The 22055-nt window shown below is 43.2% G+C and carries 17 protein-coding genes and 1 CRISPR repeat array; of the genes, 9 read left to right on the top strand and 8 right to left on the bottom strand.

What is annotated here, in order from left to right:
- Positions 1-109 precede the first annotated feature (109 nt).
- Both htpX and BLQ60_RS01835 read right to left on the bottom strand, forming a co-directional pair.
- Complete coding sequence (gene htpX / locus BLQ60_RS01840; protein ID WP_092615132.1) at positions 110-1009, bottom strand: protease HtpX; 900 nt, start codon at positions 1007-1009, stop codon at positions 110-112.
- 209 nt (positions 1010-1218) lie between these two features.
- Positions 1219-2019, bottom strand: a complete 801-nt coding sequence (locus tag BLQ60_RS01835; protein WP_244515952.1) for a lytic transglycosylase domain-containing protein — start codon at positions 2017-2019, stop codon at positions 1219-1221.
- Between the two features lie 879 nt (positions 2020-2898).
- On the opposite strand from BLQ60_RS01835, the gene ttcA reads away from it, so the two are divergent.
- The 7 genes from ttcA to prpF all read left to right on the top strand — a co-directional run bounded on the left by ttcA (position 2899) and on the right by prpF (position 11240).
- Positions 2899-3756, top strand: coding sequence for a tRNA 2-thiocytidine(32) synthetase TtcA (ttcA, locus tag BLQ60_RS01830; protein WP_092616001.1), 858 nt, complete (start codon positions 2899-2901; stop codon positions 3754-3756).
- Positions 3757-3931: 175 nt separating this feature from the next.
- Complete coding sequence (cgtA, locus tag BLQ60_RS01825; RefSeq protein ID WP_092615126.1) at positions 3932-5143, top strand: Obg family GTPase CgtA; 1212 nt, start codon at positions 3932-3934, stop codon at positions 5141-5143.
- 185 nt (positions 5144-5328) lie between these two features.
- Complete coding sequence (gene proB / locus BLQ60_RS01820; RefSeq protein WP_092615123.1) at positions 5329-6462, top strand: glutamate 5-kinase; 1134 nt, start codon at positions 5329-5331, stop codon at positions 6460-6462.
- Positions 6463-6791: 329 nt separating this feature from the next.
- Complete coding sequence (locus tag BLQ60_RS01815; RefSeq protein WP_244515928.1) at positions 6792-7832, top strand: serine protease; 1041 nt, start codon at positions 6792-6794, stop codon at positions 7830-7832.
- A gap of 87 nt (positions 7833-7919) precedes the next feature.
- On the top strand, positions 7920-8537 hold the full coding sequence (gene thiE, locus BLQ60_RS01810; protein ID WP_092615117.1) for a thiamine phosphate synthase: 618 nt from the start codon (positions 7920-7922) through the stop codon (positions 8535-8537).
- 54 nt (positions 8538-8591) lie between these two features.
- A complete protein-coding gene (gene hemL, locus BLQ60_RS01805) occupies positions 8592-9893 on the top strand; it encodes a glutamate-1-semialdehyde 2,1-aminomutase (RefSeq protein WP_092615114.1) in 1302 nt (433 codons plus the stop codon).
- A 138-nt stretch (positions 9894-10031) separates the two neighbouring features.
- Positions 10032-11240 carry a 2-methylaconitate cis-trans isomerase PrpF gene (gene prpF / locus BLQ60_RS01800; protein WP_092615111.1) on the top strand — a complete coding sequence of 403 codons (1209 nt, stop codon included), beginning with the start codon at positions 10032-10034 and terminating at the stop codon, positions 11238-11240.
- Between the two features lie 67 nt (positions 11241-11307).
- Here prpF and BLQ60_RS01795 read toward each other — a convergent pair whose 3' ends face one another.
- From BLQ60_RS01795 to trxB, 3 genes are all read right to left on the bottom strand, one after another.
- On the bottom strand, positions 11308-12111 hold the full coding sequence (locus tag BLQ60_RS01795; protein ID WP_092615108.1) for an arginyltransferase: 804 nt from the start codon (positions 12109-12111) through the stop codon (positions 11308-11310).
- A 69-nt stretch (positions 12112-12180) separates the two neighbouring features.
- Positions 12181-12933: a leucyl/phenylalanyl-tRNA--protein transferase gene (gene aat, locus BLQ60_RS01790; protein ID WP_092615106.1), complete on the bottom strand. Its 753-nt coding sequence runs from the start codon at positions 12931-12933 to the stop codon at positions 12181-12183.
- A 116-nt stretch (positions 12934-13049) separates the two neighbouring features.
- The gene (gene trxB / locus BLQ60_RS01785) at positions 13050-13997 is read right to left on the bottom strand and encodes a thioredoxin-disulfide reductase (RefSeq protein WP_092615103.1); all 948 of its coding nucleotides are present in this window, start codon (positions 13995-13997) and stop codon (positions 13050-13052) included.
- A gap of 462 nt (positions 13998-14459) precedes the next feature.
- On the opposite strand from trxB, the gene BLQ60_RS01780 reads away from it, so the two are divergent.
- Both BLQ60_RS01780 and BLQ60_RS01775 read left to right on the top strand, forming a co-directional pair.
- Positions 14460-17450 (top strand): DNA translocase FtsK, encoded by a 2991-nt coding sequence (locus BLQ60_RS01780; protein ID WP_092615100.1) that lies wholly within the window; start codon positions 14460-14462, stop codon positions 17448-17450.
- 151 nt (positions 17451-17601) lie between these two features.
- A complete protein-coding gene (locus BLQ60_RS01775) occupies positions 17602-18237 on the top strand; it encodes a LysE family transporter (protein ID WP_092615096.1) in 636 nt (211 codons plus the stop codon).
- Between the two features lie 178 nt (positions 18238-18415).
- Here BLQ60_RS01775 and BLQ60_RS01770 read toward each other — a convergent pair whose 3' ends face one another.
- The 3 genes from BLQ60_RS01770 to csy3 form a co-directional block, all read right to left on the bottom strand.
- The gene (locus BLQ60_RS01770; RefSeq protein WP_092615092.1) at positions 18416-19813 is read right to left on the bottom strand and encodes an amino acid permease; all 1398 of its coding nucleotides are present in this window, start codon (positions 19811-19813) and stop codon (positions 18416-18418) included.
- Positions 19814-20009: 196 nt separating this feature from the next.
- Positions 20010-20278: direct repeats of the CRISPR family, unit length 29 nt; unit sequence TTTTCTAAGCCATCTATGTGATGGGACAC.
- A 131-nt stretch (positions 20279-20409) separates the two neighbouring features.
- Positions 20410-21021, bottom strand: a complete 612-nt coding sequence (gene cas6f, locus BLQ60_RS01765; protein ID WP_092615089.1) for a type I-F CRISPR-associated endoribonuclease Cas6/Csy4 — start codon at positions 21019-21021, stop codon at positions 20410-20412.
- A gap of 2 nt (positions 21022-21023) precedes the next feature.
- A complete protein-coding gene (gene csy3, locus BLQ60_RS01760; protein ID WP_092615086.1) occupies positions 21024-22040 on the bottom strand; it encodes a type I-F CRISPR-associated protein Csy3 in 1017 nt (338 codons plus the stop codon).
- Positions 22041-22055 lie beyond the last annotated feature (15 nt).

Below are 22055 nucleotides of genomic sequence, written 5' to 3'. Positions count from 1 at the left end.
CTCTTTGTTTCTTAGAGAATTTAGATAAAAAATTTTCATAAAAAAACGCCTCTCATAGTGAGAGGCGTTTTTCATATTTCATATGACTACATTACAAATCACATTTCATTTATTGCACTTGTAGTTTTTGTAGCGCTTCTACACGTTGCTCAATGCTCGGGTGAGAGTGAAACAACGCTGCAAAACTAAAGCCTTGATGTTGACCTTCAGCAATCGCAAGTGCTTGCATTTCTTTAGGCATTTGATCAGGTAGGTTTTGCTCATCACGTAGACGAAGCAATGCATTGATCATGTTTTGCTTACCTGCTAAGCGTGCACCTGCTTCATCCGCACGGTATTCACGATAGCGAGAAAACCACATCACGATCGCAGACGCCAAGATACCAAACACAATGTCTAACACCATGGTAATCGCAAAATAAGCCAGTCCTGGCGCTTCACCATCACCACGACCAAATACTGCACGATCAATGAAATCACCAACGATACGGGCAAAGAACATCACAAAGGCGTTGACCACACCTTGAATCAGCGACAAGGTCACCATGTCACCATTGGCAACGTGACCAATCTCATGCGCAAGTACCGCACGCACTTCATCCGCAGACATGCGTTCCAGCAAGCCTGATGAGACTGCAACTAAGGCGTCATTTTTATTCCAACCTGTGGCGAAGGCATTCGACTGAGTCGAATAGAAGATCCCGACTTCAGGCATTTTGATCCCAGAACGCTGTGCCAAATCAGCAACTGTAGTGAGCAACCATTGCTCTGCTTGGTTACTTGGAGATTCGATGACTTGTGTGCCAGTGGTTTTTTTGGCAATCCACTTTGACATAAAAAGAGAAACAAAAGAGCCTGCCATACCAAACACAAGACAGAACATCAAAAGATTCGTAAGATTTAAACCGCCCGCACCGTGATAGCTACCAACGCCCAATATCGATAAAATTAGACCAGCGACAACGAGTACCGCGAGGTTGGTAAGCAAAAACAAACCAATCCGCATCATGGACTTTTTCCTCAAAATAATAATAGAAATTAGATGTGCGACTGAAAGTTAAAGTTCACGTCACATCAGTGATTGAATATATCACTAAAATGTTATGGGGCAATTAAAAATGATTTCAAGCGGTGTAACGAAAGATAACGTATACATCTCAGGTCGATTCATACTGAGTCTAGTTTAGATTTCAAGCCATGAAGCATCTGAACATACAGTTAATCGCTGATGGTGATATTGGATGAGGTAAAGGCATTTTCATTGGCAAAGGTGCGACGTGCAGCACGATCAGTAAAGTTACCATCACTCAGTGCAATGATTTCACGGCGTGGTAAATCCGTTGGGCTTGGCGTGTAATTTTTAGAAGTCGCCACGACTTTAACAGGATTGTCCGTACTAGATAATGCCAAGCCAGACGCATAGAGATTTTGATAACGGCTCATCACTCGGCGCACATAATCTTGGGTCTCACGAAATGGCGGGATGCCATTATATTTGTCAACATTCCCTTCACCAGCATTATAGGCTGCAAGTGCCAGAGACGTATTGCCGTTAAAGCGTTTGAGCAACCAGCTGAGATATTTGGTACCACCATAAATATTTTGCGTGGCGTCAAAAGCATTGGCAACATTAAAACGACGGGCAGTCGCAGGCATCAGTTGCATCAAACCTTGTGCACCAACAGGTGAGCGCGCATTCGCGTTAAAGCTCGATTCGGTATGCATGATGGCTTTGACCAAACCTTCAGCAACACCGTACTGCTGTGCTGCCCCACGAATAATACTGTCATAGGCGTCCTTTGAACGGCTAAAACTCGGTAAAACGGATGATTCAGAATTGCCCCAATTGTTATAGTTGTGGACATTAGTATCTTTGTAGTAGGTCACTTTTTCTTGGTGGTAGCCTGAACTGCTTACTTTTTTGTTGGTCAACAATGCCGTACCTTGATGGTCGCGATAGACATACAAATTGCCAGCTTGCGCAAGACTCGGCAAGCCAATCACAATACTACAGGTCATTAGGATCGGTCGAATCATGTTATTCCATTGCATATTATTATTTTCCAGCAGTTGTTACAAAACACGCCAAAAATAGCGAAACCCCACAGCATTGTAGCAAAAAATCAGCAAAAGGTAATATAAAATAACATTATGGTAATTAATTGATTGATTTTTAACCACACTGTTTTGCGACGATGACCATTGCGAAAATATCTGAAAATTTTTTCGAAAAAAACGCTTGCATTAGATAAGTTGTTGTAAATAAACATTAAAAATAAGTGGTTAAAATTTAACCAATTTAAGGTGATGCCTTAAATTTTCTTGGAAAATCGCTGTCAAGTATCTAGATATCCATAAAGTTATCCACAGCTTTTGTGGACAACTAAAAAACTGTTTACACATCAAGCAATTTAGCTAATTGAGAAGCATTATTAATTAAATAAGGTGTTGATGACAAGCCGATGAACATGACATAAATTTTTTTTGACAAATGCCATCGAATGCGCCTTGTTTTGTTTCTTTAGGGCGAGTACTCGCTACTTTCAAATTTATTGTGTTATTGCAGCTTAAGTTTCATTGATTTTTTCTCGGTAATTTTTCTTGATCAAGGCTTGGGTATCCTAAGCTAAATACGTTAGAATAGCCGACTTTGTTTAAATATGTACGGATTTCCTCGTGTCTAGTAACGCATCTCAAGACGCTGTGCTGAATATTTTTAGCCCAGAACAATCGACGCCATCGCCAAAATCATCGGATGCTGTGTTTGAAACTGTCGATGCGGTGCAAACGACGTTGTCTGAGGATTCGCAGCACGACGGGCAGGATGATTCTTTTGATGACGATGAATTTTATGCAGATGATTTTCAAGATGAGAGTTTTCAAGGTTTTCAGCCTGATTTGCCGACCAGTGCAGCCTATTATAAATTATTAAAAAAATTACGCCGTCAGGTGGGACATGCCATTCGTGATTTTAATATGATCGAAGATGGCGACAAGGTCATGGTCTGTATTTCTGGTGGTAAAGACAGCTACACTTTATTGGATATTATGTTGCAGTTTAAGCGCATCGCACCGATTAATTTTGATGTGGTGGCGGTCAACTTAGATCAAAAACAGCCGAATTTCCCAGAAGATGTTTTGCCGAAATATTTAGAAGAAAACAACATTCCCTATTATATTTTGGAAAAAGACACCTATAGCATTACCAAGCGTTTAACGCCTGAAGGCAAAACCTATTGCGCCGTATGTTCACGTCTGCGTCGTGGTTCGCTGTATGGTTTTGCGCAAGAGATTGGCGCGACCAAGGTGGCGCTCGGTCATCATCGTGATGATATTTTGGCGACATTTTTCTTAAATCTGTTTCATGGTGGAAGTCTAAAGGCGATGCCACCGAAACTGTTGTCTACGGATAAGAAAAACATTCTGATTCGACCACTTGCTTATGTGGAAGAAAAAGACATCATCAAATATGCGGAAATGCGTCAGTTCCCAATTATTCCGTGTAATTTGTGTGGTTCTCAAGAAAATCTACAGCGTGCCATTATCAATGACATGCTCCGAGATTGGGATAAGGCGCATCCAAAGCGTTTGCACAGTATTTTTGGTGCACTGCAAAATGTCTCGCCATCACAGCTCGCTGATCGTGAGTTGTTTGATTTTGAAGTCTTAGATTCACAGCGGGAATTTGATCTCAAAGATCCTGAAGAAATGAAGAATCGTTTGGATGTGGTGAATTTAAGCCTTTCAGCTGACTAAGTATTTTAGGCTGATTTTAAATTGGACTAAAGATTGGACTTTAGCTAGACCGATTTTATTTTATGTGATTGTTTTTTCACAGTACTTTTTATTTTTAATTTAGGCATTGTCACAGTGTGCTGAATGCAAACTGTGGCATAATAAGCCGTTTTTATTCATGTCGAGGTTGGTGCGCATGCGCTTTGTAGATGAAGCAGTCATTACGGTAGAGGCAGGTGATGGCGGCAATGGTGTTGCCAGTTTTCGCCGTGAAAAATTTGTGCCTTTTGGTGGTCCGGATGGTGGTGATGGAGGTCGTGGCGGTAGTGTCTATCTACAAGCCGATGATGATACCAGTACCTTAGTGGATTTCCGCTATACTCGCCGTTTCCGAGCGGAGCGTGGCAAAAATGGTGCGGGTGCAAACTGTACTGGTCGTGGCGGTGAAGATGTCATCTTAAAAGTGCCTGTTGGTACCACCATTGTCGATATGGACAGTGGCGATATTATTGGTGACTTAGTCGCTGATGGTCAGCGCGTTATGGTCGCTTGCGGTGGTGATGGTGGTTTGGGCAATACCCATTTTAAATCGTCAACTAACCGTGCGCCTCGCCAATGTACCCATGGTCAAAAGGGTGAAGTACGAGAAGTTCGCCTAGAGCTCAAAGTCTTGGCGGATGTCGGTTTGCTTGGTATGCCTAACGCAGGGAAATCAACCTTTATTCGTTCGGTCAGTGCGGCGAAACCTAAAGTTGCGGATTATCCATTTACCACGATGGTGCCGAATCTTGGTGTGGTCGATGTCGATCGTCACCGTTCATTTGTGATGGCGGATATTCCTGGGTTAATCGAAGGTGCGGCGGATGGTGCAGGGCTTGGGATTCGATTCCTGAAGCATTTGGCACGTACACGTATTTTACTTCACATTGTCGATGTACAGCCGATCGATGGCTCAGATCCTGTACATAATGCACGTGCGATCTTGGCTGAGCTTGAGAAATTTTCACCGACCTTGGCACAGTTACCTATCGTTTTGGTGTTGAATAAACTTGATCAACTCGCTGAAGACACGCGTGACGAATGGTGTCAGCACATTCTTAAAGAATTACAGTGGGAAGGTGCGGTATTCCAAACTTCTGGATTATTGGATCAAGGCACTAAAGAAGTGGTTTATCACTTGATGGGTCAAATCGAAGAGCAAAAAATGCTTGAAAATGATGATCCTGAATATGCAGCTGAAGCCAAAGCATTCCGCGAGCAGTTAGAAGAAGAAACCCGTGAGCAAACACTAGCTGCCAAAGAGGCGTATCGTGCAAAGCGTAAGGCGCAACGAGATGGCACGGATGTGGATGAAGACGACGATGAAGATGATGATAGCGACATGGAAGTGGTCTATGTGCGTGATTAATGATTGATAATTAATGATCAGTATCAAGTAATTCGTCGATTTGGCGCACGATGCGGTGCGCTATTGAAGCGGGGCATCGTCATTGCATGTGATTGCGTACACGTCCAGTCAAAGGGGCTTAAGTCATTATGGCTTAAAAGTTTAGACAGGTTTTGCACTCAGAGAAGGAAGTAAGTTAAATCATTATGATTGAAGTATTCGAAGATAAGCGTGTATTGACTCAAAGCAAACGTATTGTGGTCAAGATTGGCTCAGCATTACTCACTGCCAATGGTGAAGGGCTTGATTTAGAAGCGATTTCTCATTGGGCTGAACAATTGGCACAGTTGCATTTCCAAGGGCATGAAATTTTATTGGTGTCCTCTGGTGCAGTCGCGGAGGGCATGGTGCGTATGCAGTTGCCTGCACGTCCGACAGATTTGCCAGGACTTCAAGCCTGTGCTGCGATTGGTCAAATGGGCTTGGTACAAGCGTGGTCGAGTGTATTTGAGCAACATCACATTCGCTCAGCGCAGATTTTGATTACCCATGATGATTTGGCAGATCGCCGTCGTTATTTAAATTCTTGCGATGCATTGCATCATTTGATTGATTGGCGGGTGATTCCAGTGATCAATGAAAATGATACGGTGGCGACCAATGAAATCCGTTTTGGTGATAATGATACGCTTGCGGCAATGGTGGCAGCACAGGTACAAGCTGATTTACTGATCATTTTAACCGACCAAAATGGCATGTATGACGCAGATCCTCGGAGTAATCCTGAGGCAAAATTGATGCATACCGTGCGTGCCATGGATGAGCAACTGTTCGAAATGGCAGGCGGTGGCGGTGTGCTGGGTCGTGGCGGTATGGTCACTAAGGTGCGTGCTGCTCGCTTGGCGGCGAAAGCAGGTTGTCCAACCATTATTGCCAATGGTGATACAGAAAATGTCTTACACCGTCTGATGAAGGGTGAGGTGATCGGGACATTATTTACTTCGGATAATGATCGCATCACGGCACATCAGCAATGGCTTGCAGCACACCTACAAATGGCGGGTCGTTTGGTCTTGGATGATGGTGCGGTACGTGCCATTAAAAAAGAAAAGCGCAGTCTATTGCCTGTCGGTGTCAAAGAAGTCGAAGGGCACTTTGACCGTGGTGATGTGGTCGAGTGTGTCGACTTGCAAGGCGTGCGGATTGCTGTTGGTCGGGTGAATTTTAGCTCTCGTTCGGCAGCGTTGATCAAGGGCTTGAGCTCGGATAAAGTACAACAAGTGCTTGGACAAGTGCGCTCGCTAGAAATGATTCATCGCAACCACATGGCGATTTATTAACATCTTCTGTATTAGCGATCGTGAAAGTAAAAAGGCTTAATCTGTGAGTGATTAAGCCTTTTTAATTTAAAAAAATAATGTAACTCGCTGTTATTTATTGAGAACAATAATTTCAAAGTGAATAATGTTTTAATAATTATGCGCATTCCTAGGCGTAGATTGTAACTTAAATCTCAATGCAATTTGATTAAATAATGTCATTCATACATATGAATTTATTGTTATAATATGTAAAATTGGTTGGATTGTTTTAAGCAAAAATCTCTACTAAGCGTCGGACAAAGTAATTATGGTCAAAAACTATTGATAAAATATTGGGGCAAGTTTTGATGAGATTTATTTTTATAATTCTTTTTGCTTTAGGTGTTGTACAAATGACTCAGGCGAGTGATTCACTTAAGCCAAGAATCATTAATGGAAATACTGCATCGGAAGCTCAGTTTCCTTGGCAAGTTGCGATTACCATTCATCCAGATTATCCATATCCCGCATATGTTTGTTCTGGTAGCATGATTTCTGATCGTTGGATCTTAACTGCTGCACATTGTGTGGAAGAGCAAGAATTAGATGGTCAAAAAATTGATTATTATATTGTGGCTGGAACGAATGCGCTTGATTCAACACAAGGGCAAACAATTAAGGTCAAACGTAGCTTCATGCATGAGCAATATAATAGCACTGCATTTTTTAATGATATTGCAGTACTTGAGCTGGAACAGCCTATAGACATGCAAAAATGTGGTGCAAATTGTCAGATTATTGAGCCAATTAGCCCATCAATAGAAACGCAGAATTTACGTGCATCGACCAATTTGCTTGCAGCGGGTTGGGGTGTAATTGAAGATTGCGAGACGAGTGGCTCAGCATATTGTACATCTAGCGAAGATGAGATAACGCCTGAAGAGTTCTATGCGACGCATCCATATACATTGCAATACACGACATTAAATCTTGTTGAGTGTATTTCTTCTACATCAAATTATCATCCAGCACAGATTGGTCAAAATATGTTTTGTGCAGAATCCAATGCGACACCAAAATCGGATACATGTTTTGGCGATAGTGGTTCATCACTCACATTAAAAAATCGTGCTGGAAAGTCGTATGCTGTAGGGATTACAAGTGCGGGAGAAGGTTGTGCGCAGGAAGGATATCCTGGGGTATATACTAAAATCTCTAGCTATCAAAAGTGGATTCAAAACACCACGGGTATTCAACTCATTGAGCGAACAGAAGAGCCAGCAACCGAACAACCGACGAACAATTCAAGCTCGAGCAAAAGTAGTGGCGGCGGTAGTATGGGAATCTTCACTTTAATTGGTTTGATCGGTTTGAGTTTATTACGTTACCGTAATCGTACTGCGCTGTGATCAGGTCAAGTTAATTATTAGTTGCTACTTGGTTTGGAGTGTTGATGGGTTATAATTCTACGCATCAACACTTTTTCAATTGATATTATGCACGGCTTATACCTCATCACCAATGATGATCCATTCGATCTATTATTAGAAAAAATCTGCGTTGCACTTGCGACACAGCAGATTGCGCTGTTGCAATATCGCCGAAAAAAAATCAATAAATCTGATCAAGATGCTGAAATTGAAAAAATTTTAGCCATTTGTAATCAATACAATGTACCGCTCATTATCAATGATGATCTTCAGCAGGCACAGCGCTTTGGCGTCCATCTGCATCTTGGGCAGGATGACGGCTCAATGGTTGAAGCACGACAGCTTTTAGGTGAATCTGCGATCATTGGTCGCACTTGTTTAAACGATTTATCTTTAGCCGAGCAAGCAATCAAAGATGGCGCAAGCTATGTGGCATTTGGTGCGATCTATGGCTCAAGCACCAAGCCTGAAGCGGGTAATATAGGCTTGGATGTACTCAAGCAAGCCAATGCACAATTCCAAACGCCGATTTGTGCAATCGGTGGCTTAACGGCGGAGAATTCTCAAGCGGTCGTGAGCGCAGGTGCTGATTTGTGTGCTGTGGTCAGTGATATACTTGGGCTTGAACCATCGCAAATTGCACAGCGCATAGAGACATGGTCTGCTTTATTTAAATCTGCGTAATTTATTCTGATCTTGGTCAGCATCCTATTTAAGTTATTGAAATCGAGAAATTTTATGTTTACTTCTGCCAAACAAGCACAACTTTTTGAAGAAGCCTCGAAGCACATTCCAGGTGGCGTGAATTCTCCTGTACGTGCTTTTAAAAGTGTTGGTGGTACACCTGTATTTATCAAACGGGCAAAGGGTGCATATTTGTGGGATGAAGACGACAATCAATATATCGATTATGTCGGCTCTTGGGGGCCGATGATTTTGGGACATTCTCATCCTGACGTGGTGCAAGCGGTGCAACGTGCCGCAGAAGATGGCTTGAGTTATGGCGCACCGACGGTTGCGGAAACTTCGCTAGCCGATGTGATTTGTGAAATTCTGCCATCGGTCGATTTGATTCGTATGACCAACTCAGGCACAGAGGCCACCATGACCGCCATTCGTCTAGCACGTGGCTACACTGGACGAGATAAAATCATCAAGTTTGAAGGCTGTTATCACGGTCATTCGGATTCACTTTTGGTCAAAGCAGGCTCAGGTTTGTTGACCTTGGGTGAACCAACCTCAAAAGGTGTCCCAGAAGATTTCGCCAAACACACCATCGTCTTGCCATATAACGACATTGAGGCATTAGAGCAATGCTTTGCAGAATATGGTGAGCAAATTGCAGGGGTGATCGTTGAACCTGTGGCGGGCAATATGAATTTAGTCTTGCCGAAAGATGGCTTTTTACAGGCGATTCGTCGTGTTTGCGATCAATATAAAGCAGTGTTTATTATTGATGAGGTGATGACAGGCTTTCGTGTGGCACTTGGCGGTGCGCATACGCTGTACAATGTCGAACCTGATTTGATTACTTTAGGAAAAATTATCGGTGCAGGGCTTCCTGTCGGTGCGTTTGGTGGTAAGCGTGAAATCATGCAATGTATCGCACCACTTGGTGGCGTCTATCAAGCAGGCACATTATCAGGCAATCCGCTGGCAATGCGTGCTGGTTTGGCGATGTTTAAACATATTCGTCAAGATGGGTTTTATGCAACACTTGAAGCGCAATTGGCAAAACTGTTGGCAGGATTGCAAGCAGCTGCGAATGACGCTGGTATTGCTTTTAAAACCCAACAAGTCGGTGCCATGTTTGGACTGTACTTCACCGATCAAGACGATTTATCGAGCTTTAGTGCGATGCTGAAATGTGATGGTGACGCTTTTAAGCAATTTTTCCACGGCATGCTCAAACGTGGTGTCTATCTTGCGCCATCCGCATTTGAAGCGGGTTTCATTTCTTCCATGCATAGCGATGAAGATATTGAAAAAACCATTGCTGCAGCAAAAGCAACTTTTGCTGAAATGGTAGAAAATGTCTAGTTTTGGTATTTTTTATCAATTTTCCCCGTAAAGTCTAAATGCTACACTTTGCTCGGTTTGCTTTGTTTGATGTGGTTTGATTCACTGCTGAGACAAAGCCAGTCGAGCATGTTTTGAATAATGAAAAAAGGATTTTTTATGTCAGTTTCTTCCGATACAACCCCACAAAAACAAATCAAAATCCCTGCAACCTATATGCGTGGTGGCACCAGTAAAGGGGTATTTTTTAGGCTGGATGATCTGCCAGCGGCGGCGCAGTCAGCAGGGCGCATTCGTGATCAACTTCTACTGCGGGTGATTGGCAGTCCTGATCCTTATGCTAAGCAAATTGATGGCATGGGCGGAGCGAGCTCAAGTACCAGCAAAACAGTAATTTTGTCGAAAAGTGAATCACCAGAGCATGATGTGGATTATCTGTTTGGGCAAGTGTCGATAGATAAAGCCTTTGTTGATTGGAGTGGCAACTGTGGCAATCTCACCGCTGCGGTGGGAGCATTTGCGATTAGCAATGATTTAGTCGATGCAGATCGCATTCCTGAAAATGGGCTATGTACAGTACGCATTTGGCAGAAAAATATTGAAAAAACCATCATTGCGCATATTCCGATCACTGATGGCGAAGTGCAAGAGTTGGGAGATTTTGAACTGGATGGCGTGACCTTTCCTGCGGCAGAAGTACAAATCGAATTTCTGGATCCTGCCGATGATGGTGAAGATGGCGGTGCGATGTTCCCAACGGGAAATGTGGTGGATACCTTAGAAGTACCCAATATTGGTAGTTTTCAGGCAACCTTTATCAATGCAGGCATTCCAACGATTTTCTTAAATGCGGAAGATTTGGGCTATACAGGCACAGAGCTACAAGATCAGATTAATAATGATAATGATGCTTTAACAAAGTTTGAAACAATTCGTGCCTATGGTGCGTTTAAAATGGGTTTAATTCAAGATGTTGCAGAAGCGGCATCACGTCAACATACCCCTAAAATTGCCTTTGTCGCCAAACCGATTGACTATGTATCATCAAGTGGCAAACAGGTTTTAACGGCAGATATTGATGTGCTAGTACGAGCGCTATCGATGGGTAAACTGCATCATGCCATGATGGGTACGGCGGCGGTGGCAATCGGTACGGCGGCAGCGATTCCTAATACATTAGTCAATCTTGCTGCTGGTGGTGGTGAGCGTCAAACTGTGCGTTTTGGTCATCCATCTGGTACGCTCAAAGTCGGTGCGGAAGCGATACAACACAATGGGCAATGGCAAGTGAAAAAAGCCATCATGAGCCGTAGTGCACGTGTGATCATGGAAGGTTGGGTACGAGTGCCTGCGGATACTTTAAAATAAATTCTCAGTTTGAAGAAGTTGCGCAAATGATTTTGGGCAACTTTGTGTTGTTTTGGAGAATTTTAAATCACCGACTTAAATGAGATGGCAACGTGGTCAGTAACGAATCGCCAAGCCGTTGGATTTCATCCGCATTGAGGTGTTGATTCAAGCGATGCCATTGTCCATCGAGTAAAATTTCAAGTGGCGCATAGTGCGATTTATAATTCATCTTATTGGAATGTGGCACCCAATAACCGAGATAGAGATAACTTAAGCCCTGACTTTTGACATAATTGATTTGATTGAGAATGGAATACACACCCAAACTGCGTTTGGCTTCTTCAGGCTCAAAGAAAGTATAGACCGCAGATAAACCATCATCGAGTTGATCGCAGGTCGCCACACTCATTAAGCGATCACCTTTCCATAGTTCCAGAAAAAAACTGTCGGTACAGCTATGCACAAGGAATTTTTCAAATTGCTCATAGCTCGGCGGAAACATATCGCCATCATGATGACGCAGACGAATATAGCGTTCATACAAATCATAATGATAATCTTGCGCCTGAGAAGTCGGGGTAATGCGCATTTCCAAATCTTGATTGCGCTTAATGGCTTTTTTTTGTTGACTATTTGGCGTAAAAAGCGCAGCAGGCACACGGGAAGAAAGGCATTGCCGACACAGGTGACACTCTGGGCGATAAATAAAATCACCACTGCGGCGAAAACCAGAACGAGACAGTTCAGACAGTGTGACGGTGTCAATGCGCTGCATTGGATCAAGAAAAACCATACGTGCCGAACGCTTCACCAGATAACTACAGTCATGCGGTGGCGTGATGTAATATTGCAAATCATCTAAAGAGGTGAATGGCGTATATGATTTCATTGGCAATACCTGTATTGGTCTAGGTTGATTGTCAATTTGATGATACTGATGAATCGTCGCAGATGAGATTCATAATGATTGTATCATTGCAAGTCCTTTCGTAGAAAATACACTGTTTTGATATGGTTGCCAATCGATATTGGGCTGAGTGATGGTTTTTTCTAAAGATTGTAAAAAATCAGCTCGAGGCAGGGCAGTCGCACCGAGGCTCATCAGGTGATCATTGACTAATTGACAGTCTACCCACGGCAATTGTTCTTTTTGGGCGAGTAACATCAGCGTATAAAATGCCATTTTTGAGGTATCGACACGCAGATTAAACATCGATTCACCAAAGAAGCCACGTCCAAAATTCAGTCCATACAATCCGCCAATCAGATCTTCGTCATCCCACACCTCAACACTATGCGCAAAACCCAGCTGATGTAGCGCCACATATTGCGCAATGATTTCCTCACTAATCCATGTCTCTTGGGCGTAGCTACGCGGTGCTGCACATTGCGAAATCACTTTTTCAAAGGCTTGATCAAATCGGATCTGATAATCAAATTTTTTCATGTTGCGTAGCAGACTTTTACTCGGTTGAAATTGCTCAGGATAAATTACACAACGTGGCTCAGGACTCCACCAACAGATCGGATCATCCTCATTAAACCACGGAAATAAACCCTGTTGATAAGCACAAATCAAGGTGGACGGTTGCAAGTCACCGCCAATACAAATCAATCCCTGTCCATGCGGATCAGCCTCGTTAATATCAGGAAAATCATACACACAAAAGGCATTGTGCAGATTGTCTTGATTGGTGTGAGAAGTGGACATAAAACGCCTTGTTTAAGACTATTGTTGAAAAAGTATAAAGCAATTTCAGACAGTAAAAAACCAAAGCAACTGACGTCACTTTGGTTTTGAATGATTGATCTAATAACAGGTGTAGATTACAGATTATCTAAATACACATCCGCATCTAAGGCAGCCATACAGCCCGAACCTGCCGAAGTAATCGCTTGGCGATAAACATGATCGGCAACATCACCCGCAGCGAATACACCGGCAACACTGGTTGCTGTGGCATTGCCCTGTAGACCGCTGTTAATCACGATATAGCCGTCTTTCAAAGTCAACTGATCTTGGAAAATTTCGGTATTTGGCTTATGACCAATTGCCACGAATAAACCTTGTACATCAATATCTTGGGTCGAACCATCTTGGGTAGACTTGATGCGTACGCCAGTTACACCAGTTTGGTCGCCAAGCACTTCATCGACTTGGTTGTTCCAAAGAATTGAAATTTTACCTTCCTTCTCTTTGGCAAAGAGGTGATCTTGCAGAATCTTCTCAGAACGCAAGCTGTCACGACGATGCACCAACGTCACATGCGAGGCAATATTGGATAAATACAAGGCTTCTTCCACCGCAGTATTGCCACCGCCAACGACCATGACTTTTTGATTTTTATAGAAAAAGCCATCACAGGTCGCACACGCACTGACACCTTGACCTATGAATTTTTGTTCAGATTCAAGACCGAGATATTGTGCAGTTGCACCTGTGGCAATAATTAACGCATCACAGGTATACTCGCCCATATCACCTTTGAGGACGAACGGACGGGTTTTTAAATCGACTTCATTGATGTGATCATAGAGTAGCTCTGTGCCAAAGCGCTCTGCATGCGCTTGCATACGCTCCATCAACGCAGGACCGGTTAAACCTTCTTCGCCACCTGGCCAGTTATCAACTTCGGTCGTGGTGGTGAGCTGACCGCCCAGTTGCATCCCAGCGATCAATAAAGGTTTTAAATTGGCACGTGCTGCATAGACCGCTGCGCTATAGCCTGCAGGACCAGAACCGAGAATAATCAATCGTGAATGACGCGCACTCATTTTGCTTTTCCTTAAATTAATTGCTTTCAATATCTTGAAACGATGGCGCAAGTATACGTGATTTATGCAGAAATTTGGGACTTTGTTCGACGTGTAATTTTAATCTTGAAGATCAGCTTTTTCGATGGGCGCTGTTTTTGCTCAGTTTTTTTAACTTTGCTTTTTGTTTTGTTATTTAGCTAGTTATTTGCAGCTGTACGGGGCAGAGTCAGGATTGTGCTGATTTTAGGCAAGTGCACTTTTTTTGTATGCAAAGCTAGACAATTGCATAATTTGACAAGATTTTCGCTGCAAAGCTGTGCATAATATAAAGTTGCTGTTTTTATTGCATTCTTCAGCGCTTTTTTCTCTGGAATACCGTGAGATGCACTGATGAAACTATCGAATTTAAGACAGTTTGCAGGTCAAAGTCTGATTTTTCCAAAATCATGGCTGGAAGGTTGAATAATAATAGGATCATTCATGAGTGTAGCAACTGGTCAATATGCACATCGTGTCATCAGTACCATTTTCCTCGTATCATTTGGTATTTATCTGTTTTTGGCGACGGTGACATATACCCCTTTTGATCCAGGTTGGATGCGTGTATCGAGTGACACGCAACAGGTGAGTAATGCCAGTGGTGTCGCAGGCGCTTGGCTTGCCGATATGCTCTATGGCTTATTCGGTTGGGCGGCGTTGCTTTTGCCATTGTTCTTGATCATCGAAGCGATCCAAGTGTGGTGGCCACGCAGTTATTTGACCCGTCCGTTTCGCTACGCAGCACAGTTTTTTATTATTCTGACCACATCTGCGCTATTGTACTTTTTTTGGCAAGTGCCAACCGATTCTTTGGTCAATGCTTCGGGCGGGATTATTGGTTATGAAGTGGGACGCAGTCTGTCGAGTATGGTGGGCTTATATCTCGCTGTGATTTTCTTGGTGCTCTTTATTTTTGCTTTGTGGACTTTTGCCTTTAAAATCGAATGGCTGAAAACAGGGCAATTGATCAAAAATATTCCTGACTATCTGAATGATTTATTTTATAAAAATGTGCCAAGTGACGCCGAAGATTTTGATCTTAGTCTAGGTAAACAATCTGCATCGAGTAAAATACAGACAAAATCACCTTCTAAAAATAGCGATGATGGGTTAATTCAAGAGCATCATGCGGTGCAAAGTGAGGATGATCAGTCGGACTTGCATCAGCATCTACAACAACAGATACAAAATGATTTTAGCGAGCATCAGCTTGAACGAAAAATTGCTGCTCAGCCGAAAACCACCACTGCGCAACCACCTCAAGCAGAAGCGATGCACAGTTTGCATGACTTACAAGCGTCGAGTCATGTTGCGGAGTCATCTCGCCCACAAGCGAGTGAAGTGCGTCCACAACATGATCTGCATACTGCGGTGCAGAATGATCAGCATCAGGTGACAGACACTGACTTTGATCCATCACATGATGAAATTAGCCAGTTGATCGCAGAAGCCGATCGTCATTTGAGTGAGCAACACGCTCGACCACACTCAGTGTCCAGTACGTCTGGGCATGATCAAACCATGATTGATTGGTCGGATGACGAAGTTTTTGATGAATTGCTCGCCGCCGTGCCAGAAGCACAGTCTGATACGCCACACACGAAGCAAAATGTCGCAAAGCACCCGATTTTTGATCAGAAACCTGTCGAAGAAGCGGATTTGGATGCTGAGCAACGTGCCTATTTGAACAGTCGTTTTACCCAAGCTGAGCAACAGCATCAAGTGCTTACGCAAAGTGAAAATGCACAAAATGAACTTCCACAAAGTGAGCAGAAAGACTTACATGCCTTAAATAAAGAAGAATTTATCGAGGCGTGGCAAGAAACCGCAGGCAAACCTGATGACGAAAAAAATGATGCATTTTGGGATGATTTAGATGCGCCTTTAACCGATGCCTCAGGTCGTCCAGTGTCGGCTGCCATGCAAGTGGTCGAGCGCCGTAAGCATTTATCTAAACTGCCTGAAATGGAATTGCTGGATAAAGTTGATCCGAATAAAAAGGTCAATTTCACCAAAGAGCAGTTGGATCGTTTGTCTGAGTTGTTAGAAATCAAATTACAAGACTTTAATGTCAAAGCAACTGTAGTGGAAGCACAGCCCGGTCCTGTGGTCACACGATTCTTACTTGATCTTGCACCAGGGGTAAAAGCCTCGAAAGTCACTAATATTTCTCGAGATTTGGCACGTTCTATGTCGATGGCATCGGTACGTGTGGTCGAAGTGATTCCAGGTAAACCGTATATCGGGATTGAGATTCCAAACAGCGCTCGTGAAATGGTACGTTTGATTGAATTGCTGGAAACGCCAGTTTATCGTGATCCAAATGGATTGATTAGCATGGCGATGGGTAAAGATATTTCAGGTAATCCTGTACTAACTGATCTTGCCAAAGCACCACATATGCTGGTTGCGGGGACAACAGGTTCAGGTAAATCTGTAGCTGTCAACGCCATGATTCTGTCGATGTTGCTCAAATACACCCCTGATCAATTGCGTTTGATTTTGATTGATCCGAAACAGCTTGAACTTGCTAACTATAATGATATTCCACATTTGCTTACACCCGTCGTGACCGACATGAAAGATGCGGTCAGTGCACTCAACTGGTGTGTCAATGAGATGGAACGTCGCTATAAACTGATGTCATTTATGAAAATTCGTAAGATCACCGACTACAACCGTAAAGTGGAAGAAGCGTTGATCAATGGTGAAGATTTGATCGATCCAACGTGGAAGCCAAGTGATTCAGCGACGCAAGATCGTGCGCCACGCTTGACGCCATTACCAATGATTGTGATCGTTGCCGATGAGTTTGCGGACATGATCATGCAAGTCGGTAAGAAGGCGGAAGAAATGATTACCCGTCTTGCACAAAAGTCACGTGCTGCAGGGATTCATTTATTACTTGCGACACAGCGTCCGTCGGTCGATGTCATCACAGGTTTGATCAAAGCCAATATTCCGACTCGTGTTGCATTACGAGTGAACAGTAAAATCGACTCTCGAACCATTCTCGATGCAGGTGGTGCAGAGGACTTGCTTGGTCATGGTGATATGCTGTTCTTAGGCCCTGGGAAAATTGAACCTGAGCGGGTACATGGTGCATTTATCAGTGATGATGAAGTGAATCGGATCTGTGATGCTTGGCGTGATCGAGGTTCGCCAAATTATGTTGATGAAATCTTGACGCCTTACGATGAGGAAGGTGGCGCTGCGGGCGGTTATGATTCTGGTGAGGGTTCATCTGAGCGTGATGCACTGTATGATGACTGTGTGTCATTCGTGCTGGAGTCCCGTAAAGTCTCGGTCTCCTCGCTTCAGCGCAAGTTTAGCTTAGGCTACAACCGTGCGGCACGAATTGTTGACCAAATGGAAGAAAATGGTTTGGTCAGCCCAATGGGCGCCAACGGTAAGCGAGATATTTTGGTTTAATTTCGTGTCTCGCTGTACTACACTGATGGTCTAAATCTCTAGCGATTTAGACCATTTTTTATGGATTAGAAGTTATACTGATTTTTACGATCCGATTTTGCGATCCGAATTTGCAAATTATTTTTTGTACACTGATTTTGTGAGTAGTCTGATGTTCATTGCCTTAGCAACCCTGATTTTCATTCATTTTTGTGCCTTGATTACCCCAGGCCCAGATTTTTTCTTGGTCTCACAAACGGCGATTAGTCGTTCTCGACGGGACAGTCTGATGGTGGTTGCAGGGATTACGCTGGGTGTGATGGTGTGGGCGATGCTGGCATTGCTTGGCTTAAATATTTTATTTGAACAAGTACATTGGTTGAAGCGGTTACTGTTCGTTGCTGGTGGTTTGTATCTGTGTTGGCTCGGCTATCAGATGCTACGTGCGGCGTTTGCCAAACAAGACCAAGATGCAAATCAAGCGAATGCAGTCAATATCACGACTTTGCCACAAACGGCTTGGCGCTTTTTCTTGCAAGGCTTTTTGACTAATATCTTAAATCCCAAAGCAGTGATCTATTTTGGCAGTGTATTTTCGCTATTTTTAAATAATCCAGCACTGGATAATTTGCACGGCTTACTTTTTGTCATTGTTTCGATTGAAACCTTTTTGTGGTTTACCTTGGTGACCTTTGTCTTTTCATTGCCAAAATTTAAGCGTGGCTACGAAAAAGCACGGCAATGGATTGATGGTTTTTCAGGGGGGATTTTTACCGCATTTGGTTTGTATTTGTTGGGTCAGAAGTAACTGTTTAGAAGTGCGGATTACTTATAAGTGCGCATGACGTTGACATGGCTGATTATTATCAGCCACATTTCAATGTAAAGATCAGCATCAGCATGAATAGAATAAAGCACATAAAAAATGCGAGTAATTTGCATTGAACTCGCACATTTATTTTAGAACAATTGGCTAATCGTCATATTTAAGCAGACCGATTGGGTTTGATCCGCCAGTAATAGTGCACATAACATAACAGCATAATCAGCAAACAACCGGCAAAGCTGGCACGCATGCTTGGATCATACGCCATACTCAAACAGGTAATCACACAAAACACACCACCAAGTATCGGCACGATCGGATACAGTGGTGCAGAGAATTTCAACTCTTGGCGAGTCCGACCAGACTGATACCATTGACGGCGAAAATTAAACTGGCTGATACAGATCGAAATCCACACAATGACCATGGTAAATGCGGCGATATTGAGCAGATTCTCAAAAATAACCTCTGGTGCATAAAACTCAGATAACAGTCCTGGCAATGCACCCATCATGGTCGCCATAATCGCAAGTAACGGCGTGCCTGATTTGGTCAATTTGGAAAATGCTTTCGGTAATTTATCCTGATCAGACAACGACCATAGCATGCGTGATGCCGCATAAAGCCCTGAGTTGGCAGCAGAAAGTAGCGCAGTGATAATCACAAAACGAATAATATCTTCAGCATATGGAATCCCGATACGTGAAAATACGCTGACAAATGGACTGTGGCTAAGTCCATGTGCGCTATCCACCGCAGTGGCTTGATACGGCAATAGGGCGCTGATAATGACAATTGTCCCGACAAAGAAAATTAGCAAACGCCAAATCGCCGCATTAATCGCTCGTGGAATATTTTTTTCAGGATGTTCTGCTTCACCTGCAGCAACACCGATCAACTCTGTCCCTGAAAAAGCAAAATTCACCACCAACATGGTCGCAAAGATCGGCCAAAGTCCTTCAGGGAACCAGCCATGTGCGGTGAGATTGGAGAATAATGGGGCAGTGTCGAAACCCTGCATCGGTAATACACCGAAAATCGCCATACAGCCGAGCAAAATAAATACGACAACGGTGACCACTTTGACCATTGCCAACCAAAATTCAGATTCGGCAAAAAAGCGGGTAGAGCTGACATTTAAGATAAACACAGTCGCCGCGAATATCACCGTCCAAATCCACATCGATACATGTGGAAACCACTCCTGCATGAGCAGTGCCGCCGCAGTAAACTCTGTACCGAGCGTGACCGTCCATGTCAGCCAATACATCCACGTGATCATATAGCCCGTGGCTGGATTGATATAACGATCTGCATAAGCCCCAAATGAACCTGCAACAGGCATATGCACAGCAAGCTCACCCAAGCACAGCATGACCATATAGGCGATCAGACCGCCAAGCGCATAGGAAATAATGGCGCCGATCGCACCAGTCTGAGAAATGACTTCACCTGAGCCAAGAAACAAACCCGTACCAATCGCCCCACCTAAGGATAACATCACCAGATGACGCCGTTGCATGGCACGTTTTAACTGTGGAGTAGCAGTGTTCGACATGTGTTTTATCAAAGCGCAAAGGAGGCTATTCTAGTCGTTGTGTCCTAAAGAATAAAGATCAATGCTTGAGTCTGTATAGAAACACAGCGATTTCGGTGAGTTATCCGATCAAGGGGCGTTGGATGTTTAAAAAATCGAGATTCAGCCATCTATGTGATGGGACACAGCACAGATGCTGTCATCTTGATGTCTTCTTTTTTCTAAGCCATCTATGTGATGGGACACCAAACGGAGGCTCGTTGCTTGCTTCTTCTGCTTTTCTAAGCCATCTATGTGATGGGACACCAGTAGCCGCTGCCACGGCAGGCATGTTATATTTTCTAAGCCATCTATGTGATGGGACACACCTCATCAACAAACAAACGAGGTGGGGAAATTTTCTAAGCCATCTATGTGATGGGACACGTAGATCGCATGACCAAAGCCCATAATCTTTTTTTCTAAGCCATCTATGTGATGGGACACTATAAATTATCACAAAAAAATAAGCCATAACAGTGCCTTAACCCTAAAAAGTATCAAATACCCAAAATTTTTGGCACATGTTATAACTTATTGATTTTATTAAGCTGTTAAAGAGTCAAAAAAATAATGGGTCAAAACTCGGGAACAGTTGAATTTTGACTTAAACCATACGTTCCAAATTTCCCGAGATGTTCAGTTTCTACATTTTGCTTAGAAATGTACAAATTAAACGCATGCTTTGGCTGATCTACATCACTGCTACTTTGGCTTTTTAACTGGATAAATGGCTCACCACGCTTGCGTTCTGCAAACAGTTCAAAATACTTTGCCGATTCTTCCACAGAAATATTGCGTCGCTTCGCTTGGTGCAAAATGCGAGTCTGCTTATTTTTGAGGGGTCGAATACGGCTATAGACTGCATATCCAGTAATTTTGTCCTTCGGAACATCTCTAGGTCGAGTGACATGCACATAGTCTTCGAGTCGATCTAACCATTTTTGCAAATTGAGTTTTTCGAGTTCTGCAGGACTATTGGCAAAGATACGGATTTTACTGCCCAAGTGTCCAAGTTGTTTTTGTTCGTGCAGACGATACTGCGGAAAAGATACGCCGTAAGCAATCTGTTCTGCATCGTCTTTTTGCTCGACAAAGGCGAGATGGAGTTGGGTGTAGAGTTTTGACCAGATGAAATATAAGGGGATCTCCGCCTGTTCAATGATGGTGATTTCTTGGTAGAAGTTCATAATTATTCCTTACCACTTTCACCAAACACGCCACCACGAATTAATACGCTCATGACATAATGTTGTTGTTCAACTTCAGGTGCTTCGGCTTTGAGTACCCATTTGTCAAATAGGCTATAAAAATCCATTTTTTGCTTAGGTTGGCGAAATGCAGTACCCATTGTGGTCACGGCACCATAGGGCTCAATGGCAATCGGAAATTGATTTTCTTCAAAATCTGGATACCAAGTATCAATCGTGCGAATGGCATTGCCAATTTTTTGTGAATGCATGCCTGCTTTATCATTGATTTTATACAGCTCTTTGCTTTTGGTCTTGCCAGTATCAAGCACTAATTCTTGAGAAGGGTAAACCTCTTGACCATAGCCCATGACGGCTTTGGCTTCGATATATAAAATGACAAATGCTTTATCGCTTAGCCCTTGTTCAATCAAACTGGCAAGCGCTGTTAAATGATCATTTGTATAATCAAAGTTTTTTAGGGTAATGGCTTTAGCATCATCAAACTGCATGACTTTTTGCTCACCATCCACTTTACATTTCACAGTCACACTAATTTTTTCTGCGCCAACACGGTTGCGCCATAACCAACGTGCATTGGCGATATTGGTCGCATAGCGTTTCGCCAGTTCACTCACGCCGTGATCTGATAGATAGGCTTGTACAGTTTGTTCCAAAGCCTTTTGATAATCACGGTCGTTACAGACATTTGGTTTGCCAGTAAAAGGCAAAACCTTGCAACTCCATGATGCGATTAAGGTATCACAATCCTCATGCAGTGCTGCAGCATCGACTTTTTGTAGATTGGCTTTTTCGATTTCTGCATCGAGTTTGGCGGGGTCGTTAGCAATCGCATTTTTGAGTCGATTACTGATCGTGCCTCGGACAGATTTTTCTGAAATAGTCACAGGCAGGATTTGTTTTTTATCATCAGCGCTATTACTTTGTGAGAAAAATGCATCTGAAATATCTAAGTTACGTTCAAATGCCAAAACGCTTGCTGTTTTTAAATTACTCATGTTATTGCTCCATGT

This window comes from Acinetobacter marinus (genome assembly GCF_900096915.1).
GTDB lineage: Bacteria > Pseudomonadota > Gammaproteobacteria > Pseudomonadales > Moraxellaceae > Acinetobacter > Acinetobacter marinus.
The sequence above is the reverse complement of the archived record's forward strand: the minus strand, read 5'-3'. Positions and strand labels throughout refer to the sequence as shown.